Annotated in this window: 17 protein-coding genes and 1 riboswitch; of the genes, 6 read left to right on the plus strand and 11 right to left on the minus strand. The window is 66.0% G+C overall.

The genetic code is table 11. The features are described 5' to 3' along the window. The first annotated feature begins 192 nt into the window (after positions 1–192). Positions 193–1,497, plus strand: coding sequence for a D-alanyl-D-alanine carboxypeptidase family protein (locus RhoFasB10_RS16515; protein ID WP_167677406.1), 1,305 nt, complete (start codon positions 193–195; stop codon positions 1,495–1,497). A gap of 3 nt (positions 1,498–1,500) precedes the next feature. Here RhoFasB10_RS16515 and yhjD read toward each other — a convergent pair whose 3' ends face one another. From yhjD to RhoFasB10_RS16545, 6 genes are all read right to left on the minus strand, one after another. Further along, a complete protein-coding gene (gene yhjD, locus RhoFasB10_RS16520) occupies positions 1,501–2,529 on the minus strand; it encodes an inner membrane protein YhjD (protein ID WP_167677407.1) in 1,029 nt (342 codons plus the stop codon). A gap of 39 nt (positions 2,530–2,568) precedes the next feature. After that, positions 2,569–3,609, minus strand: coding sequence for a tryptophan--tRNA ligase (gene trpS / locus RhoFasB10_RS16525; protein WP_068429100.1), 1,041 nt, complete (start codon positions 3,607–3,609; stop codon positions 2,569–2,571). Positions 3,610–3,644: 35 nt separating this feature from the next. Continuing rightward, complete coding sequence (locus RhoFasB10_RS16530) at positions 3,645–4,472, minus strand: exodeoxyribonuclease III (RefSeq protein ID WP_167677409.1); 828 nt, start codon at positions 4,470–4,472, stop codon at positions 3,645–3,647. Positions 4,473–4,562: 90 nt separating this feature from the next. Next, positions 4,563–6,029 (minus strand): DUF4173 domain-containing protein, encoded by a 1,467-nt coding sequence (locus RhoFasB10_RS16535; RefSeq protein ID WP_254303567.1) that lies wholly within the window; start codon positions 6,027–6,029, stop codon positions 4,563–4,565. Positions 6,030–6,113: 84 nt separating this feature from the next. Continuing rightward, positions 6,114–7,085 (minus strand): HAMP domain-containing sensor histidine kinase, encoded by a 972-nt coding sequence (locus RhoFasB10_RS16540; protein ID WP_068428330.1) that lies wholly within the window; start codon positions 7,083–7,085, stop codon positions 6,114–6,116. After that, positions 7,082–7,750 (minus strand): response regulator transcription factor, encoded by a 669-nt coding sequence (locus tag RhoFasB10_RS16545; RefSeq protein ID WP_068429109.1) that lies wholly within the window; start codon positions 7,748–7,750, stop codon positions 7,082–7,084. The genes RhoFasB10_RS16540 and RhoFasB10_RS16545 overlap by 4 nt, the downstream gene beginning before the upstream one ends. Before the next feature lie 129 nt (positions 7,751–7,879). Between RhoFasB10_RS16545 and RhoFasB10_RS16550 the strand changes: the two genes are divergently transcribed. Next, positions 7,880–8,917, plus strand: a complete 1,038-nt coding sequence (locus RhoFasB10_RS16550; RefSeq protein ID WP_068428332.1) for an ABC transporter substrate-binding protein — start codon at positions 7,880–7,882, stop codon at positions 8,915–8,917. Positions 8,918–8,932: 15 nt separating this feature from the next. Here RhoFasB10_RS16550 and RhoFasB10_RS16555 read toward each other — a convergent pair whose 3' ends face one another. Further along, entirely contained in the window at positions 8,933–10,216 is a 1,284-nt protein-coding gene (locus RhoFasB10_RS16555; protein WP_243637032.1) for an MFS transporter, read from the minus strand. 223 nt (positions 10,217–10,439) lie between these two features. Beyond that, positions 10,440–10,562: riboswitch (SAM riboswitch) on the plus strand. A 190-nt stretch (positions 10,563–10,752) separates the two neighbouring features. Between RhoFasB10_RS16555 and RhoFasB10_RS16560 the strand changes: the two genes are divergently transcribed. Both RhoFasB10_RS16560 and RhoFasB10_RS16565 read left to right on the plus strand, forming a co-directional pair. Next, positions 10,753–12,090: a bifunctional o-acetylhomoserine/o-acetylserine sulfhydrylase gene (locus tag RhoFasB10_RS16560; protein ID WP_167677411.1), complete on the plus strand. Its 1,338-nt coding sequence runs from the start codon at positions 10,753–10,755 to the stop codon at positions 12,088–12,090. Next, positions 12,087–13,241, plus strand: coding sequence for a homoserine O-acetyltransferase (locus tag RhoFasB10_RS16565; RefSeq protein WP_068428336.1), 1,155 nt, complete (start codon positions 12,087–12,089; stop codon positions 13,239–13,241). The genes RhoFasB10_RS16560 and RhoFasB10_RS16565 overlap by 4 nt, the downstream gene beginning before the upstream one ends. An 11-nt stretch (positions 13,242–13,252) precedes the next feature. Here RhoFasB10_RS16565 and RhoFasB10_RS16570 read toward each other — a convergent pair whose 3' ends face one another. The 3 genes from RhoFasB10_RS16570 to RhoFasB10_RS16580 are packed head-to-tail and all read right to left on the minus strand — an operon-like array spanning position 13,253 to position 15,045. After that, positions 13,253–13,528 carry a DUF3017 domain-containing protein gene (locus tag RhoFasB10_RS16570; protein ID WP_167677413.1) on the minus strand — a complete coding sequence of 92 codons (276 nt, stop codon included), beginning with the start codon at positions 13,526–13,528 and terminating at the stop codon, positions 13,253–13,255. 4 nt (positions 13,529–13,532) lie between these two features. Next, positions 13,533–14,399, minus strand: coding sequence for a bifunctional methylenetetrahydrofolate dehydrogenase/methenyltetrahydrofolate cyclohydrolase (locus RhoFasB10_RS16575; protein ID WP_217266267.1), 867 nt, complete (start codon positions 14,397–14,399; stop codon positions 13,533–13,535). Positions 14,400–14,436: 37 nt separating this feature from the next. Continuing rightward, on the minus strand, positions 14,437–15,045 hold the full coding sequence (locus tag RhoFasB10_RS16580) for a pentapeptide repeat-containing protein (protein ID WP_068428346.1): 609 nt from the start codon (positions 15,043–15,045) through the stop codon (positions 14,437–14,439). A 33-nt stretch (positions 15,046–15,078) separates the two neighbouring features. Between RhoFasB10_RS16580 and RhoFasB10_RS16585 the strand changes: the two genes are divergently transcribed. Beyond that, on the plus strand, positions 15,079–15,543 hold the full coding sequence (locus tag RhoFasB10_RS16585; RefSeq protein WP_217266268.1) for a tRNA (cytidine(34)-2'-O)-methyltransferase: 465 nt from the start codon (positions 15,079–15,081) through the stop codon (positions 15,541–15,543). 3 nt (positions 15,544–15,546) lie between these two features. Here the strand turns inward: RhoFasB10_RS16585 and RhoFasB10_RS16590 are convergent, their stop codons facing one another. Further along, on the minus strand, positions 15,547–16,449 hold the full coding sequence (locus RhoFasB10_RS16590) for a DUF4349 domain-containing protein (protein ID WP_167677415.1): 903 nt from the start codon (positions 16,447–16,449) through the stop codon (positions 15,547–15,549). A gap of 221 nt (positions 16,450–16,670) precedes the next feature. On the opposite strand from RhoFasB10_RS16590, the gene RhoFasB10_RS16595 reads away from it, so the two are divergent. Then, positions 16,671–17,147 carry a DUF6764 family protein gene (locus tag RhoFasB10_RS16595; RefSeq protein WP_068429117.1) on the plus strand — a complete coding sequence of 159 codons (477 nt, stop codon included), beginning with the start codon at positions 16,671–16,673 and terminating at the stop codon, positions 17,145–17,147. Positions 17,148–17,175 lie beyond the last annotated feature (28 nt).

Here is a 17,175-nt window from a genome sequence, read left to right on the forward strand (position 1 = left end):
GCCATCACCAGCCGCTGGCTCGACCCCAGCCACGGCGGCATCAACCTCGGATTCCCCGAAAACAGCTGACACCCCCACGTGCGCGCGAATGTATAGCCCGCTATACATTCGCGCGCACGAGGCGTAGCCCTGGGGAGTAGGTTCGGTGAGTCGGCGGCATACACCGAACTCCGAGTCCTAGGGTAGTTCGCGATGAGAACGATTTTCCGGGCGGCAGCGGCCTTGACTGCTACGGCGCTGCTGTTCGCAGGCGGCGGACCGGCACTTGCTCAACCTCCGGTCCAGCCTCCGAACGAGACGACCACCACGCCGTTCACTACGCCGAACACCGACGACTGCCCGTACGCGGCGTCGCCTCCCCCGGCGATCGATCTGTCCGAAGTCCCCGCACCCGGCGATCCGACGCCGGAGCTCCTTCCGGTCCCCGCGGAGGCAGTCGGCGGGGACGCTCTGGCCGCGTGCGGCACGATCACTCCCGACGGTGCAGGTCCGCTACCGGCCGACATCTCGGCGACCGGCTGGGTTCTGTCCGATCTCGACACCGGCGACGTCATTGCCGCCAAGGATCCGCACGGACGCTATCGACCGGCGAGCACCATCAAGATTTTGCTCGCATTGGTCGCTCTCGACGAGCTCGACCCGAATACGACGATCGTCGCCACTGCCGACGACGCCAATGCGGAGGGCAGCGCTGTCGGCATCGGAAAGAACGGCGTCTACACCAACTTCCAATTGATGCAGGGACTCGTCATGGCGTCGGGCAACGACGCGGCGCACGCTCTCGCTGCACAGATGGGCGGCGACGCGGCAACCGTCGCCAAGATGAACGCGAAAGCGAAAGAACTGGGCGCCCTCGATACGCGCACCGCGACGCCGTCAGGCCTGGACGGACCCGGAATGTCCAGTTCTGCATACGATCTCGCCTTGTTCTTCCGGGAAGCGATGCGGAACCCGATGTTCGCGCAACTGATCTCCACGGAGACGGTCGAATTTCCGGGCTTTCCCAAGGACCCGACGATTCCCGACGATCAGGATCGCCCCGGCTTCACGTTGTCCAACGACAACCCACTGCTCTACAACTACGAGGGAGCGCTGGGAGGGAAGACTGGCTACACCGACGACGCACGTCAGACGTTCGTCGGAGGCGCGGAACGCGGTGGCAGACGGCTCGCGGTCACGATCATGAAGGGCGACGTCCTGCCGATCCGCCCATGGGAACAGGCTGCTCGGCTTCTCGATTACGGATTCGCGACGGCTCCCGGCACCAGCGTCGCTGAGCTGGTCGACGCGAATTCGGTGGGCGCCGTGAGCAGTACGCGTCCGACGCCGCAGAGCCCGACCCTGGCTGCCCCACCTGACAACGCCACCCAGCGAGCCACCGCGGCCGACGACGGTGGCAGTGACACGACTGCGCTCCGCATCGGAATCGGCGTGGTCGGAGGCATCGTCGTCCTGGCCCTTCTGATCGGTGCGCGCCGACTCAGTCGACGACCATGAGGTTCAGCGCCGTCGGCCGAGGAACCCTCCCAGACCCACGACGGCAAGCGCACCCGCGCCGACCAGAGCGAGTCCGCCCTTGACCGTCGGTCCGTTGTTGACCTCGAGACGCGGTGCGATCACGGCCGAATCCGGTGGCGGAACGAATGCCAACGCCAACGCCTCCCGGGTCGTGGCCGCGAAAGCGGTGGCGAACAGGATGAACCGCGACGTCGTGAAGACGAACACAAGCAGACCGATGATCGGGCCGAACACCACTCCCGCTGGGCCGGACGTCACCGACGCGAGGTAGATGGCCGCGATCTGTTTGAAGATCTCGAATCCGACGGCCGCCAACAGGCCGCCCTTCAAGGCGCTGCGGAACGGAACGGGCTCGCGGGGCAGCCGCGAGATGACCCAGGTGAACACCAACCACGATGCAACGATGGCCAGAACCACCGACACGATGCGTAGGAAGACCCCGACGCCGGGCGCATTGTCGAGTTTGACGAGTTCGAGAATGCCACGCATGACGCCGCTGCCGTTCAGCGCCGACAGTCCCAACGACACCGCCGCCGCGAGACCGAGCCCGAGCAGAGCAGCGAAGTCGCGCAGCTTGGTCGACAGGAAACCGCCCTGCTCGTGCGTCGACTCCCACATCGCGGTCAATGCGGCGCGCAGGTTGGCCACCCAGCCGAGTCCCGCGTACAGCGCACCGAGCAGACCGATGATGCCGACGCTGGTGCGCGACTCGATGGCCGTGTCGACGAGCGAATTGACCGTGTCGCCGAGGCTTCCGGGAATGTTGTCGGTGATCTGCTTGCGAATCTCGTCGAGCCATTCGGGATGGCCGACCAGCACGAAGCCGGCGACGGCGAACGCCACCATCAGTAGCGGGAACAATGCCAGGACGCTGAAATACGTCATCCCGGCGGCGTAGTAATCGCCCTTCTGAGACTGATAGCGCGACGCAGCACGCACCGTGTGGTCGAACCACGGCCACTTCGCACGACGCTCCGCAAGGATCGCTTGGAAGTCGGGAACGACAATCACCCTCTCGCTGTCAGGCCCTCACTGCCAACGAGCCCGCTGTCAGGAGAGCGGAGCCAGGAACCCCACCCGGTCGTACACCTGCGCCAACGTGCGTGACGCTACCTCTCGGGCCCGATCCGCACCGTCGGCGAGGATCTTGTCCAGTTCGGCAATATCGGACATATACCCGTCGACCCTAGCCTTAAGCGGCGTCACGAACTCGGTCAACACGTCCGCGGTGTCGGACTTGAGGTCTCCGTAACCCTTGCCGGCGTACCCCGCGACGAGCTCGTCGATGGTCCGATCCGACAGCGCAGACTGAATGACCAGAAGATTGCTGACGCCCGGCTTGGCAACCGGATCGAAGACGATGTCGCGTTCGTTGTCGGTGACCGCCGACCGCAATTTCTTCGCCGTCACCTTCGGATCGTCGAGGAGGTTGACGATGCCCGCCGGGTTGGACCCCGACTTGCTCATCTTCGCGGTGGGCTCCTGCAGGTCGAAGATCTTCGCGGTGCCCTTGATGATGTGCGCCTCGGGCACGAGGAACGTCTTCTTGAACCGAGTGTTGAAGCGCTGCGCCAGGTCACGCGTCAGTTCGAGGTGCTGACGCTGATCCTCGCCGACGGGCACGAGGTTGGGGCGGTAGAGCAGGATGTCGGCAGCCTGCAGGATCGGATACGTGAACAGACCGACGGTCGTCTGATCACGACCCTGCTTGACCGACTTGTCCTTGAACTGCGTCATCCGCCCGGCCTCACCGAAACCGGTGAGGCAGTTGAGGACCCACGCGAGCTGAGCATGTTCGGGAACCTGGCTCTGCACGAACAGCGTCGAACGCGACGGATCGATGCCGACGGCCAGCAATTGCGCCGCCGCGATGCGGGTGCGCTGCCGCAGGGCCTTCGGATCCTGCGGAACGGTGATGGCGTGCAAATCCGGGATGAAGTAGAACGCGTCGTAGTCCTCCTGCAACGCCACCCACTGACGCACGGCACCCAGGTAGTTGCCGAGGTGGAACGAGTCCGCCGTCGGCTGGATGCCGGACAGAACGCGCTGACGCGGTCCCTGTGGAGTGTCGGATTGTGCGGGGGAAGACATGGTCACGATCTTTTCACGTCCCGGCAAGCCGATTCTCAGCGGTACCGAACGGTGACAGGCGCATGATCGGACCACCGCTGGTCGTACGCGTCGGCACGTTCGGTGACGGCTTCCTTCGCACGTTCGGCGAGCGTGCGCGTCGCGAACTGGTAGTCGATGCGCCAGCCTGCGTCGTTGTCGAACGCCTTGCCGCGGTACGACCACCAGCTGTACGGACCTTCGACGTCCGGGTGCAGCTGACGCACGACGTCGGTCCAGTGCGCGCCGTCCGCCAGCAGCGCAGAGACCCATTCGCGCTCCTCCGGGAGGAACCCGGAATTCTTACGGTTGGTCTTCCACGCCTTCAGGTCGTTCTCGGTGTGCGCGATGTTCCAGTCGCCGCAGACGACGAGATCACGATCGGCCGACGTGGCTGCCGACGCGGCCGCGTCGAGGTACGCCGCGAACGCCGCCATGAACCGTTCCTTCTCCTCCTGACGCTCGGTACCGACCTCGCCCGAGGGGAGATAGAGACTCGCGACGGTGACGTCGTCGAAATCGGCTTCGATGTAGCGCCCGGACTCTGCGAACTCGGCAGCATCCGCATCGGCACCGATACCGACTCGGACGGCGTCCGGTGCGGTGCGCGACAGGATCGCGACACCGTTGCGTCCCTTGGCCGACGGCTCGGCCGACGCCAGATGCCACCCGGCGTCGAGCGCCGGAGCCAGGGCCTTCGTCAACTCACCGTCGTTCGCGCGTGTTTCCTGCAAACAGATGACGTCTGCGTCGGTGGTCTCGAGCCACGGCAACATTCCCTTGCGGGCAGCAGCGCGGATTCCGTTGACATTGACAGTGGAAACGGTGAACGGGGAGTCAGTCACGTCCCGCACCGTAGCGGAGACCACCGACAGACCGGCAATCGCGAACGTCGTCCAGACGTCGATCCCGTCGGCTTTCCCTGTGGAAGACCCTCACCGCACCGACGGGCATGGAAGAACCGGGCGCCCGTCCAGAACGGTGCGCGCACGGGAGTCGGCGACGTTCCATTCGTTCCAACGTCGAGGCTCGACGCGCGGCAGGACGCAACTGCGGTACGGCTCGGGCAGGCGATCGAGTTCGCCCGTCGCATCGGCGGACAGTTCGGCGAGATATCGGGTGTCGATCTCGCCTGTCTCGACGAAGCGATCGACGTTGTGCCGGGCGACGTACGCGTCGGGGTTCAGCAGCGCGAGACCGAGAACCGTGGCGACGACGGCGACACCCACCGCGCGTGGCAGCCAGCGGCCCGACATGGACACACCCGCGATCAGCACGAGAACGAACACGCCGCCCAGCAGTAACTCGACCGCGGTGACGAACAGCCGCAACGTGGTGTAGCCGTACTGCTCCTCGTACAGCGACATCCGGTGCAATGCCGACGCGACGACGACGAGCGACAGTAGACACAGCGCACCGAGAAGGGCCCGCAGCACGACGCGATCGCGTCGAGTCTCTCGCGACGCCTTCCGAACGGTGACTGCGAGGACGACCAGCGTCAGTCCCGTCACGGTGAGCAGCTGCCAGAAGCCCTGCCTGGCGTACTCGGCGTTGGTCAATCCGTCGGTGACGAGCACGTGCTCTTGTCCCCCGAACAACGTAGCCGCCTGTACCGCGACGAACACACAGAACACGGCGACGAGCGCGCCGAGAGGAATTGCCCACTCCCACAACCGAACACGCGAGCGCGGTTTGCGGGCGAAAACATCGAACCGTGGCGGATGTCCGACGACGTACGCAGCCGTCAGCGCAGCGAGCGTCACGAGAGCGAACAGCACGGTCCGCGCCACGACGACGTCCGATCGCCACCGTGGTGTCACGGCATCGACCGCCCGCGCGAACACCGGGTCCGCTCCGGCGAACAAGGTCACGAACACGACGACGAGCACAGCCGTCGTCGCGAGAACTGCCACGACCCGACCTGCACGCAGCTCGCCGGCCCGCACGTCTCTGGCACCTCGCGAGCACCACCGGTACAGACGCGCCGGCACGAAGAGCGGTACGAGCGCGCCGAGTGCAAGACCGATCCACGTACGCCCGCGGCACGCGACGGCGCCTGCGACGATCACGGCCAGCCACAGCGACAGCGTCACCAGCCACTCGGACGTCCGGAACGCCGCGACCGAGACGAGCGCAAGTACTGCCGCTGCTCCGGCAACGCCCCATGCGGTCGGACGACGTCGCGCTGCGACGAGCACGACGCCGGTGACGGCTATAGCGGTGAGCGGATAGGCGATGCCTGGGGCACCCAGGAGAATCGCCCCTGCGACGCCCGCGGCGATCGCCGCCAGCAGCACACGGGGCGACGCCGCGCGATAGGCCCGCCTGGGCCAGACGCGCGGGGGCCACAGCGATTCCATGGGTGTACGGGTGACAGCTTTCGGTTCCACGTCGACGATCACGGCACGACCTTTCTGTTGCGGGCACGACGAGATGAACGCAGGAGCCCTGCGTCGGATTCGGAGAACTGTTGCCTTGTAGGGAGATCAGGCGTGTGGGACGGTGACGCGAATGCGGCACCCAGGACTGCGGTCGAGGACCTCGATCGTCCCGCCGTGCAGCTCCGTCGCCCATCGAGCGATAGCGAGCCCGAGGCCGGTACTGCCGTCGGTTGCGCCACCCCGGGTGAATCGGTCGAACACCGAAAGTCGTTCCTCGGGAGCGATTCCGGGGCCGGCGTCGGCAACCTCGAGGTGCAGCCCGGCCGACGTCGCGCGTGCGGACACCGTCACCTCCGACCCTGCCGGTGCGTGCCGGACCGCGTTCTCGACGAGATTGGTGACAACCTGCGTCAGCCTGGATCTGTCGGCCGTCACGGTCAGGTCAGCAGGATCGACATCGGCACGTACACAGGCATATTCGACGGTCACCTCGTCGAGAAAGGAGCCGACGGCGAAGGACTCGGGGCGCAGCGGCAGCACTCCCCCTTCGAGCCGAGACAGGTCCAACAGCTCGGTCACCAAATCGCCGAGCCGCTCGGTCTGCCGGAGCGCGAGCTCCAACGACGTTCGGTCAGGCGCGGTGACGCCGTCGACCATGTTCTCCAGCACGGCTCGCAGTGCGGCAATCGGTGTCTTGAGTTCGTGCGAGACGTTGCCGATCAGTTCTCGTCGATACGTATCGGCAGCTTCGAGATCGTGAGACATGGTGTTGAACGCCGCGGCGAGCTGTCCGACCTCGTCACGTGACGTGGCGCGCACCCGCGTCGAATAGTCCCCGCGCGCCATGGCTTTCGCGGCCGACGTCATCTCACGCAACGGCGACGTCATGCCGTGCGCCAACACCTGCACCGCAACCAACGACATGACCAGCGCCGCCACGAGGGCGTACCTGAACTGCCATCCCGCGCCGATCCAGAACACGACGCTGGCGACGACCAACACGACGCCGACGATCAGCGAGACCTTGAGTTTGAACGAGGTCAGTGCGTCGAGCGGCCGCGGAATCGTGCGCGTCATCGCGGCACGTCCAACGCATACCCGACGCCGTGGACGGTTCGGATCATGTCGCCACCGATCTTGCGACGCAACGCTTTGACGTGACTGTCGACGGTTCGGCTGCTGGCAGAATCTCCCCAACCCCACAGTTCGGCGAGCAACGTCTCGCGGGTCACGGCCGCACCCGGACGATGGGACAGAAACGCAAGAATGTCGAATTCGGTACGCGTCAAATGTATTTCGTCGCTTCCATGGCACACACGCCGAGCCTGGTGGTCGATTCGAATGGGGCCGAACGACAGTGCCGTCGCCGACGCGTTTCGATTCGCGCGACGCACGAGCGCGTGAACACGAGCGACGAGTTCTCGCATGCTGAACGGTTTGGACAGGTAGTCGTCGGCGCCGACACCGAGCCCGACGAGCATGTCGGTCTCGTCGGACTTCGCGGTGAGCATCAGCACCGGTACGGGACGGTCGGCCTGAATGCGCCTGCACACCTCGAGCCCGTCGAACCCCGGAAGCATGACGTCGAGAACCACCACGTCGGGATCGACGCGCGCGCATGCCTGCACGGCCGACGGCCCGTCCCCTGCCGTCACGACGTCGAAGCCCTCGCCGCGCAGGCGTGCCGCGAGCGCGTCGGAGATCGTCGGTTCGTCGTCGACGACGAGCACGGTGCGGTTCATGTTCACGACACTAGAGGGCCGTCATGGAGGAGTTCGGCAGGAAATGTGGAGGTTCCGTGAAGATCGACACCACGTGAACGTTAGGGTCGGCTACCCTTAGCCGTCACTCATCCTCCGAAAGGGACCTCGATGGTCGGATCCGCCCGTTCGTTCCAGATCGCCACCGTTGCCTTCGCGGCTGCGCTGGTGCTGTCCGCGTGCTCGACCCCGTCCGACGACGGTGAAGCCGACGCGGCGGTCGCCGGAAACGGCGCCTTCCCGGTCACCGTCGAGCACGCGTTCGGTGACACGACGATCACCGCCGAGCCGACGCGCGTCGTCGTCGCCGGGTACACCGAGCAGGACACGGTGCTCGCCCTCGGCGTGACACCCGTCGCCGTCACCGAGTGGTACGGCGAACAGCCGTATGCGACATGGCCGTGGGCGCAGGAAGCATTGGGCGACGCCACACCCGAGGTCCTCAGCGCCGACGACGGCTTCCAGTACGAACGCATCGTCGCCCTGGACCCGGACCTGATCATCGCAACCAACGCCGGACTCGACCGCGACAGCTACGACAAACTGTCCGAGATCGCACCGACGATCGCGCACTCGGGCCAGTACACGCAGTACTTCGAACCGTGGGACGTCCAGGCTCGCAACATCGGCAAGGCGCTGGGCAAGGCGAACGAGGTCGACCAGCAGATCGACGCCGTCGAGCAGAAGTTCGAGGCCGCCAGGGCCGAGCACCCCGAGTTCGTGGGAACCAAGGCGATCTTCCTGCAGAACGCGTTCTACGACGGCGCAGCCATCGCGTACCAGAACGGACTCAGCACGGACTTCCTGACGGACCTCGGGTTCGTCGTCCCGTCGGAGATCGATCGATACGCACCACCGGAAGGCGGCGGTCAGGCCGCCATCCCGCTGGAGAACCTGTCGGTGCTCGACACCGCGGACGTGCTGCTGTGGGGAACCGAGAAGCCGGAGGATCGCACCGCGCTGGAGCAGGAGCCCGTGTACCGAAACCTCGATGCCGTCGAGGAGGACAAGTTGGTCTTCACCGACGGCATCACAGCAGGGGCGATCTACTTCACGTCGCTGCTGAGCTTGCCGTACGTGGTCGACAAGTTGACGCCCGCATTCGCGAGCACGCTCGCCGGGGACGGCGCGGCCACGACCAGCAGCTAGCCCCCGCGGGCGACGCTAAGCAGCTGCGGAACCATCCGCACGCACAGCCTTGGCGTCGTCACGGCGCTGCATCCACATCGCGGTGGCGAGGACGCCGAGTCCGGCCACCGCGAGGATCGCACCCGCAGCGGCGGGCGCGGTGTACCCGAACCCGGCCGCGATGACCGCGCCGCCGAGCGCGGCACCGATGGCGTTCGCGAGATTGAACGCAGCGTGGTTCAGCGACGCCGCCAACGTCTGAGCATCGTCGGCGACATCCATCAGCCGAGTCTGCAGACCCGGGATGACCGAGGAACCCGACGCACCGATGAGGAACAACAGAACGAGCGCGGTGACCGAGTTGTGCGAGGCGATCACGAACAACGCGAGGAACACGGCCATGGCAGAAATCGAGACGAACGTACCGCGCAGTTGCAGCTTGTCCGCGATCCAACCGCCGAAGTAGTTTCCGGCGATCATGCCGAGTCCGTAGATCATCAGCGCTACCGGGACGAGACCCTTGGCCAGGCCCGAGACGTCGGTGAGCGTCGATGCGATGTACGTGTACACCGCGAACATTCCACCGAATCCGACCATGCCGACCAGCAGCGTCATCCAGACCTGGACGCGCCGGAGTGCACCCAACTCGGTGATCGGGTTCGTCGTCGGCATTCCGTCCAGACGCGGCATCCACATGATCAGCGCCGTGACCGTGAGTGCACCGATGACGGCGACGACGGCGAAAGCACTGCGCCATCCGAGGCTCTGGCCGAGCCACGTCGCCGCGGGCACGCCGACGACGTTCGCGATGGACAATCCCATCATGACCATGGCTACGGCTTTCGCGCGCTTGCCGGGCTCCGCGAGATGCGCGGCGACGAGCGCGGCGATACCGAAGTACGCGCCGTGCGGGAGTCCGGCGACGAACCGCGATGCGACCAACTCGTGGAAGCTCGGCGCGAACACCGTGCCGAGGTTGCCGAGCGTGAACGCGGCCATCAGCAGGATGAGCAGAAGCCTTCGCGGAACACGTGCGGCCAGCGTGGCGATCGCCGGGGCTCCGACGACGACACCCAACGCGTACGCAGAGATCATGTGGCCGGCGGACGGCTCGGAAATTCCCATCGACGACGCGACATCCGGCAGCAGACCCATCGATGCGAACTCGGTGGTTCCGATGCCGAAACCGCCGATCGACAACGCCACCATCGCGAGCCGTCTACTCGTGGAGTGCGGCCGCTTCTCGGTACTCAGGCCGTGAGACACCTTCGAACGCACGGCGCCGACATTCTTGGCGAGGGCGGAATCGGTGACAGACACAGCAGAACGACCTTGTCTCGAGAGGGGGAACGGAAGCATGAAGAAGGGACGGACCCTGGAGGGAACGTCCCTGCGATCCATTGTCGTCCCGCACGCAACGGATTTTCTTCTCGATCGGCGGTGATTGTGCTCACGGGACACTTATTCGCAGGTCACAGTGCACGATTTCGGAGTTCCGACGTCGCTATTCCTCCCGCCCGGGCGCACCGCTAGGATTCCAGCAGGTCATGAGCGCCAGCATCGAGCCCCGGCTTGCTGGCCGGCAACCCTCCAACCGCGGTGGGGTGCTCCGGGTGAAGACCTGGTTACTCGGTTGCAGAACGCAACCGAAGAACAAGCGCGGGTCCGCAGGACGGTCTTCAGGCCGACTCGGCGGGCCCACTGACCGGGCACGACTGGCCAGACGGGCACGACTGGACCGCGAAGGCCCCCGAGGAGGTTTGCATGTGTTGTTGTCTCGATAGGCCCCGCCCGGCCCTCGCATGCGAGTGCCGTTTCGAATTCTGCACATCCTTCGAAGACGGAGTATTCACGACATGACCGAGAACAACCCCGACGTAGTCGACGCCGCAGGCGCCCCGATCGAGGATCCGACCGCGTCCTGGAGTTTCGAGACCAAGCAGATTCACGTCGGCCAGAACGCCGACGGAGTCACCCGTGCGCGTGCTCTGCCGATCTACCAGACCACGTCGTACACGTTCGAGAACACCGACCACGCCGCCGCACTGTTCGGACTCGCCGAACCCGGCAACATCTACACCCGCATCATGAATCCGACGCAGGACGCCGTCGAGCAGCGCATCGCCGCGCTCGAAGGTGGCGTCGCCGCACTGCTGCTGTCGTCGGGCCAGGCCGCCGAGACGCTCGCCATTCTCAACCTCGCCGAGGCAGGCGACCACATCGTCTCCAGTCCGCGCCTGTACGGCGGCACGTACAACCTCTTCCACTACACACTCCCCAAGCTCGGCATCGAGGTCTCCTTCGTCGAGAACCCCGACGACCTCGAGCAGTGGAAGGCCGCGATCAAGCCGAACACCAAGGCCTTCTACGGCGAGACCATCTCGAACCCGAAGAACGACATCTTCGACATTCCCGGTGTCGCCGAGGTTGCGCACGCCAGCGGGATTCCGCTGATCGTCGACAACACGGTCGCCACCCCGTACCTCATCCAGCCGTTGACGTTGGGCGCCGACATCGTCGTGCATTCGGCGACGAAGTACCTGGGAGGCCACGGAACCGCGATCGCAGGCGTCATCGTCGACGGCGGCACGTTCGACTGGACGCAGGGCCGTCACCCGAATTTCACGACGCCCGATCCGAGCTACCACGGCGTCATGTTCGCCGAACTCGGTGCGCCTGCCTACGCGCTCAAGGCTCGTGTGCAGCTGCTCCGCGACATCGGCGCGGCCGTGTCCCCGTTCAACGCCTTCCTCATCAGCCAGGGACTCGAAACGCTCAGCCTGCGTATCGAGCGCCACGTCGAGAACGCGCAGAAGGTCGCCGCGTTCCTCGAAGCACGCGAGGATGTCTCCAGCGTCGGCTATGCGGGTCTTCCGTCCTCGCCGTGGTACGAGCGAGGACAGAAGCTGGCACCCAAGGGACAGGGCGCGATCGTGTCGTTCGAACTGACCGGCGGCGTGGACGCGGGCAAGAAGTTCGTCGACGCGCTGAGCCTCCACAGCCATGTCGCTAACATCGGGGACGTGCGTTCACTAGTCATCCATCCCGCGTCGACCACTCATTCGCAGTTGACTCCGGAGGAACAGCTCGCCTCCGGCGTCACTCCCGGCCTGGTCAGGCTCGCAGTGGGCATCGAGGGAATCGACGACATTCTCGCCGATCTCGAACGCGGTTTCGCAGCGGCGGCGTCTTGACCATCAGCTCCGTGCACGACGCTCTGTCGGCCGCAGGATTTCCTGCGGCCGACGGGCGGCTCGGCCATGTCGACATAGGTGACCTCGAACTCGAAAGCGGCGCGACGCTGCGCGGTGTGACGATCGGGCTGCAGCGGTGGGGCACCATCTCGCCCGCTCGCGACAACGTGGTGCTCGTCGAGCACGCGCTGACCGGTGATTCGCATGTGTCCGGCCCTCCCGACGACGCCCACGCGTTGGCGGGGTGGTGGGACGGAATGATCGGCCCCGGCGCACCCGTCGACACCGACGAGTGGTGCGTCGTCGCCACCAATGTTCTCGGTGGGTGCGGCGGCACGACGGGTCCGTCGTCGATCGCGCCGGACGGCAAGCCCTACGGCAGCCGATTCCCGGAGATCTCGATCCGCGATCAGGTCGCCGCCGAGGCCGCACTCGCCGATGCCCTGGGCATCGAGCGTTTCGCTGCCGTCGTCGGCGGCTCGATGGGCGGCATGCGCACGCTCGAATGGATCGTCGAATACCCCGAACGTGTTGCCGCCGCGCTGGTTCTGGCCGTAGGCGCTCGCGCGACGGCAGACCAGATCGGCACCCAGACCACACAGATCGCGGCCATCATGTCCGATCCCGACTGGCAGGGTGGTGACTACTACGGCACCGGCAAGGCTCCGCTCACCGGCCTCGGCATCGCACGCAGGATCGCGCACCTGACGTACCGCACGGAGAGCGAGCTCGATCTACGTTTCTCGAATTCGCCTCAGGCGGAAGAGGATCCGTGGAACGGCGGTCGCTACGCGATCGAAAGCTATCTCCAGCACCAGGCCACGAAGCTGGTCGGCCGTTTCGACGCGGGAACCTACGTGCTGCTCAGCGAGGCGATGAACCGCCACGACATCGGCCGTGGCCGCGGCGGAGTCGAAGCCGCGCTGGCTCGCGCGACCGTGCCGACGATCGTCGGCGGTGTCGACTCCGATCGGCTCTACCCGCTGCGCCAGCAGAAGGAGATCGCACGGGGACTGCCGAACTGCAGCGGCCTCGAAGTGATCCAGTCACGCGACGGCCACGACGGCTTCCTCACGGAGGCGGGAGCGGTGGCGAAACTGCTCGGCGAGACGATGGACCAGGCACGACGGAACCGCACCGCCGACAACTGAGCGGCGGGCGGTCAGTCGGTGCCCAGAGGATCGATGGAGGCGGAGAGAAACACGATCGCTCCGCCCATCAACGCCAGTGCGGCGACGTCGAATCCGCGGCTGCGCACCTGAAGCAGGCCGACGCGGTTCTCCGGTAGACACAGGCGGAAGCCCGCCGCAAGAATGGTCGCCACTCCGAGGACGAAGGCGCCGCGCCGCCACCGGTCCGCGAGGACCAGCGCCAGCGCGGCGAGGATGACGAGCAGCACCACCAGCAACGGAAGGTTCTTGCGGATCCGCTCGCCCATCGGATCAGACCGCCGCGGTCGTCGCGTGCATCTGCTCGGCCCGTTCGACGACATTGGCCAGCAGGAACGCACGCGTCAGCGGTCCGACGCCACCCGGGTTGGGAGACAGGAAGCCCGCCACCTCGGCGACATCGGCGGCGACGTCGCCGCGCAGTCCCTCGTCCGTGCGCGTGACGCCGACGTCGAGAACGGCTGCACCGGGCTTGACCATGTCGGCGGTGACGATCCCCGGGACACCCGCGGCTGCGATGACGATGTCGGCACGACGAACCTCGGCGGCCAGGTCTTTGGTCCCGGTGTGGCACAAGGTCACCGTCGAGTTCTCGGATTTGCGAGTCAGCAGCAGGCCGATCGGGCGACCGACCGTGACACCGCGGCCGATCACGACGGCGTGCGCGCCGTTCAGCTCGACGTCGTAGCGACGCAGCAGGTGCACGATGCCGCGCGGGGTGCACGGAAGCGCCGCTTCCTTGCCCAGCACGAGGCGTCCCAGGTTGATGGGGTGCAGGCCGTCGGCGTCCTTGGACGGGTCGATGCGCTCGAGCGCTGCGTTCTCGTCGAGGTGCTTCGGCAGCGGCAACTGCACGATGTAGCCGGTGCACTCGGGGTTCGCGTTCAGCTCGTCGATGACGGCTTCGAGATCTGCCTGCGAGATGTCGGCCGGCAGGTCGCGGCGGATCGACGTGATGCCGACCTTCGCGCAGTCGCTGTGCTTGCCGCGCACGTAGGCGGCCGAGCCCGGGTCGTCGCCCACCAGAACGGTGGCCAACCCTGGCACGACGCCGCGCTCACGCAGAGCCGTCACACGCTGGGTCAGGTCGACGAAGATCTCGTCGCGGGTCGCCTTGCCGTCAAGAATTCTCGCAGTCACGGCTGCCATTGTTCCAGGCGACGCCGAACCCGTGTAGTCAACCCTCGACGGACAATCCGTGCGCCTGGGCGTACGCGACGGCCTGCGTCAACTCGATGCGCGCGCCGGTCACGACGGCGGCGACCCACAGGTTCGCGTCGACCCGCGCGCCTCGGAGGTCGGCCTCCTGCAGTTTCGCGCCCGTGGCCCGAGCGCCGGACAGGTCGGCCGACCGCAGCACGGCCTTGCGCAGATCGGTGTTCACGAGATTGGCCTCGGCCAGGCGACAACCGGTCAGGTCCATGCCGCGCATGACCGCTCCCCCCAGCCCGACGAGCGTGAAATCGACCTCGTCGAACGTCGACGGCCGCATCCGCGAATCGACGAACGTCGACCCGATCAGCGTCGAATTGCGAAACGTACTGTGCTGCAGATTCGTTCGAGTGAACGTGCACGACCGGAAAGCGGTGTTGACGTGGACCGACTCGGTCATGTCCGTCCCGGTGAAGTCGCATTCGGTGAACACCACCGACGACGTCTTCACGCCGCTGAGGTCGGCATCGCGGAACGTGCACGAGACGTACTGCCGGTCCGTCCACTGCTGCTGGTCGAGTCGCGCGTCGGAGAAGTCCTCGCCGATGATCTGTTCGCCGTCCACCTGCTCCATCCTTGCGGTCCCGCTAGTGGCAGAGTGAACCGGGTGTTTCGACTCATGTTCTTCGAGCCCCGCATCCCACAGAACACCGGCAACGCGATCCGCCTGGTGGCCGGGACCGGGTGCGAACTGCACCTCGTGGGGCCCCTCGGTTTCGACATGTCCGAGCCGAAGCTCAAACGCGCAGGCCTGGACTACCACGACCTCGCGTCGGTCACCGTGCACGAGAACCTCGCCGCCGCCTGGGATGCATTGGCACCCGAACGCGTCTACGCCTACACCGCACATACGACGCGTTTTCACACCGACGTCGCGTACCAGCCCGGCGACGTACTGCTGTTCGGACCGGAACCGACGGGACTTCCCGACGAGGTACTGGACGACCCCCGAGTCACAGACAAGCTACGCATTCCCATGATCGCCGGTCGCCGATCGCTCAACCTCGCCAACTCTGCGGCGGTCGTCATGTACGAGGCGTGGAGGCAACACGGATTCGACGGCGCGGTCTAGGTATCAGGTGTCGCTCGGGTCCGGTTCGGGCTCGGTCGCAGGCTCCGTGTCCGACGTCTTCCTCGCGGTCCCTCGAATCGCCCGGACGACCCCGTAGACGACCCCGGCCGCGATCGCGAGCGCCCCGATCCACGGGATCGCGCGTCCCAGCGCGACGACGCCGTCGGCCATCGCGTCCAGCAGCGAATGCCAACCCGCGACGAGACCGTCCCAGAACGAATCGGGTCCAGGAGACGGCGTCGCATCGTCGGTGGTGAATTGGATTGTGATGGTGGACAAATCGACTTGGTCCGCAAGGTAGTTCTTCTGTGACGTGAGACTGTCCAGTTCGCCCTGCCTGCTCGACAGCGCGGACTCCGCTTCGATCAGATCCGCAGTGGTGGTCGCGCCGGCAATCAGCCCCTTCAGCCGATCGACGGACTCCTGCAGCGCACCGATGCGCGCACCGAGGTCCTGGTACTGCATGGTGACGTCGTCGCGCGAAATACTGACGGACGTCACCTTCCCGAGCCCCTCGATGCGGTCGAGGGTGCCGGTCAATTCGTCGGCAGGGATACGTGCAGTGATGGAACTGCTTGCCGTCGAATTGTCCGTCGCAGGATTCTCGGACCGATTGTCGACGCGTCCGCCCACCTCTTCGACGACGGACGTCGCGTCCCGTGCCGCCGCGATCGGATCGACCGCGGTGATGTAAACCTGGCCCGTCACAACCTCTTTGCGCTCCGACGAGTCCGACGAACCGGGCGCCTGGTCACGCGCCGCGGTTCCCGATTCGGGCGCAAGCGCCACGCCCGGTTGCGAAAAGGACTGTTCGGGCGCAGGGGCTCCGGAGGTCCCGTCCGATCCACTGCATCCCACGACGAGAAACAACGATCCGACCAGGGCGGCAACCAGGCTGCGCGTCATCCCAGGATGGTAGATCAGCGTGGCCCATCGGCGGGGAGTACCGAATCGTTACAGCCATAGGGATATCTCACTGATGACCTGAGCGCTGAACCGGGGTACGGTGTCCCGCACCGACCCATTTCGTTTCGTGAAGGAGCCTCCTGTTGTTCTCCGCTTCCACCGTTTTCTCTTCGCTCCGTCGCACGTCTCAGGAGAGCTCTTCAGCTCGGTTCGGTAGTCGAATCTCGCGCACGGCAGCACTTTTCGCTGTCGGTGGTTCAGTCGCCGCGGCCGGTTTCCTCGGAGCAGGCACCGCAGCTGCCGCTCCGGTGAGCTGTGTGTCGCCTCCCGCCGCCAACGACATTCGAGTCGACGGCACCGCCAGCTGCGGCGCGACATCCACCGGCCCCGGCATCGCGAACGCAGGCGCCGCAGAGAGCGGCACCGCGGTCAGCGTCACCGACGGCCCGGGCGCAACCACCACCTACGCCAACGGATTCGGAACGGCGCTCGGTGCATCGAAGAACGCGGGCACCGCCTACGCATGGGCTCTCGGCGGAGGCATCGCGCACTCCTGGGCCGACGAGGGCGCGACGACGGTCGCCGTCGCGGGCTGGGGCTCGGGGGCGACAGCAGAAGCTGCAGGCGTCGACTGCGTCGGACCGCTGTCGATGGCTCTGAACCTGAAGACCGGACAGTTCTGCATGCTCGGAAACTGACTTATTTTCTCGGGCGTCGAATCCCGTC

Origin of the sequence: Rhodococcus sp. B10 (genome assembly GCF_011770055.1) — a bacterium.
GTDB lineage: Bacteria > Actinomycetota > Actinomycetes > Mycobacteriales > Mycobacteriaceae > Rhodococcoides > Rhodococcoides kyotonensis_B.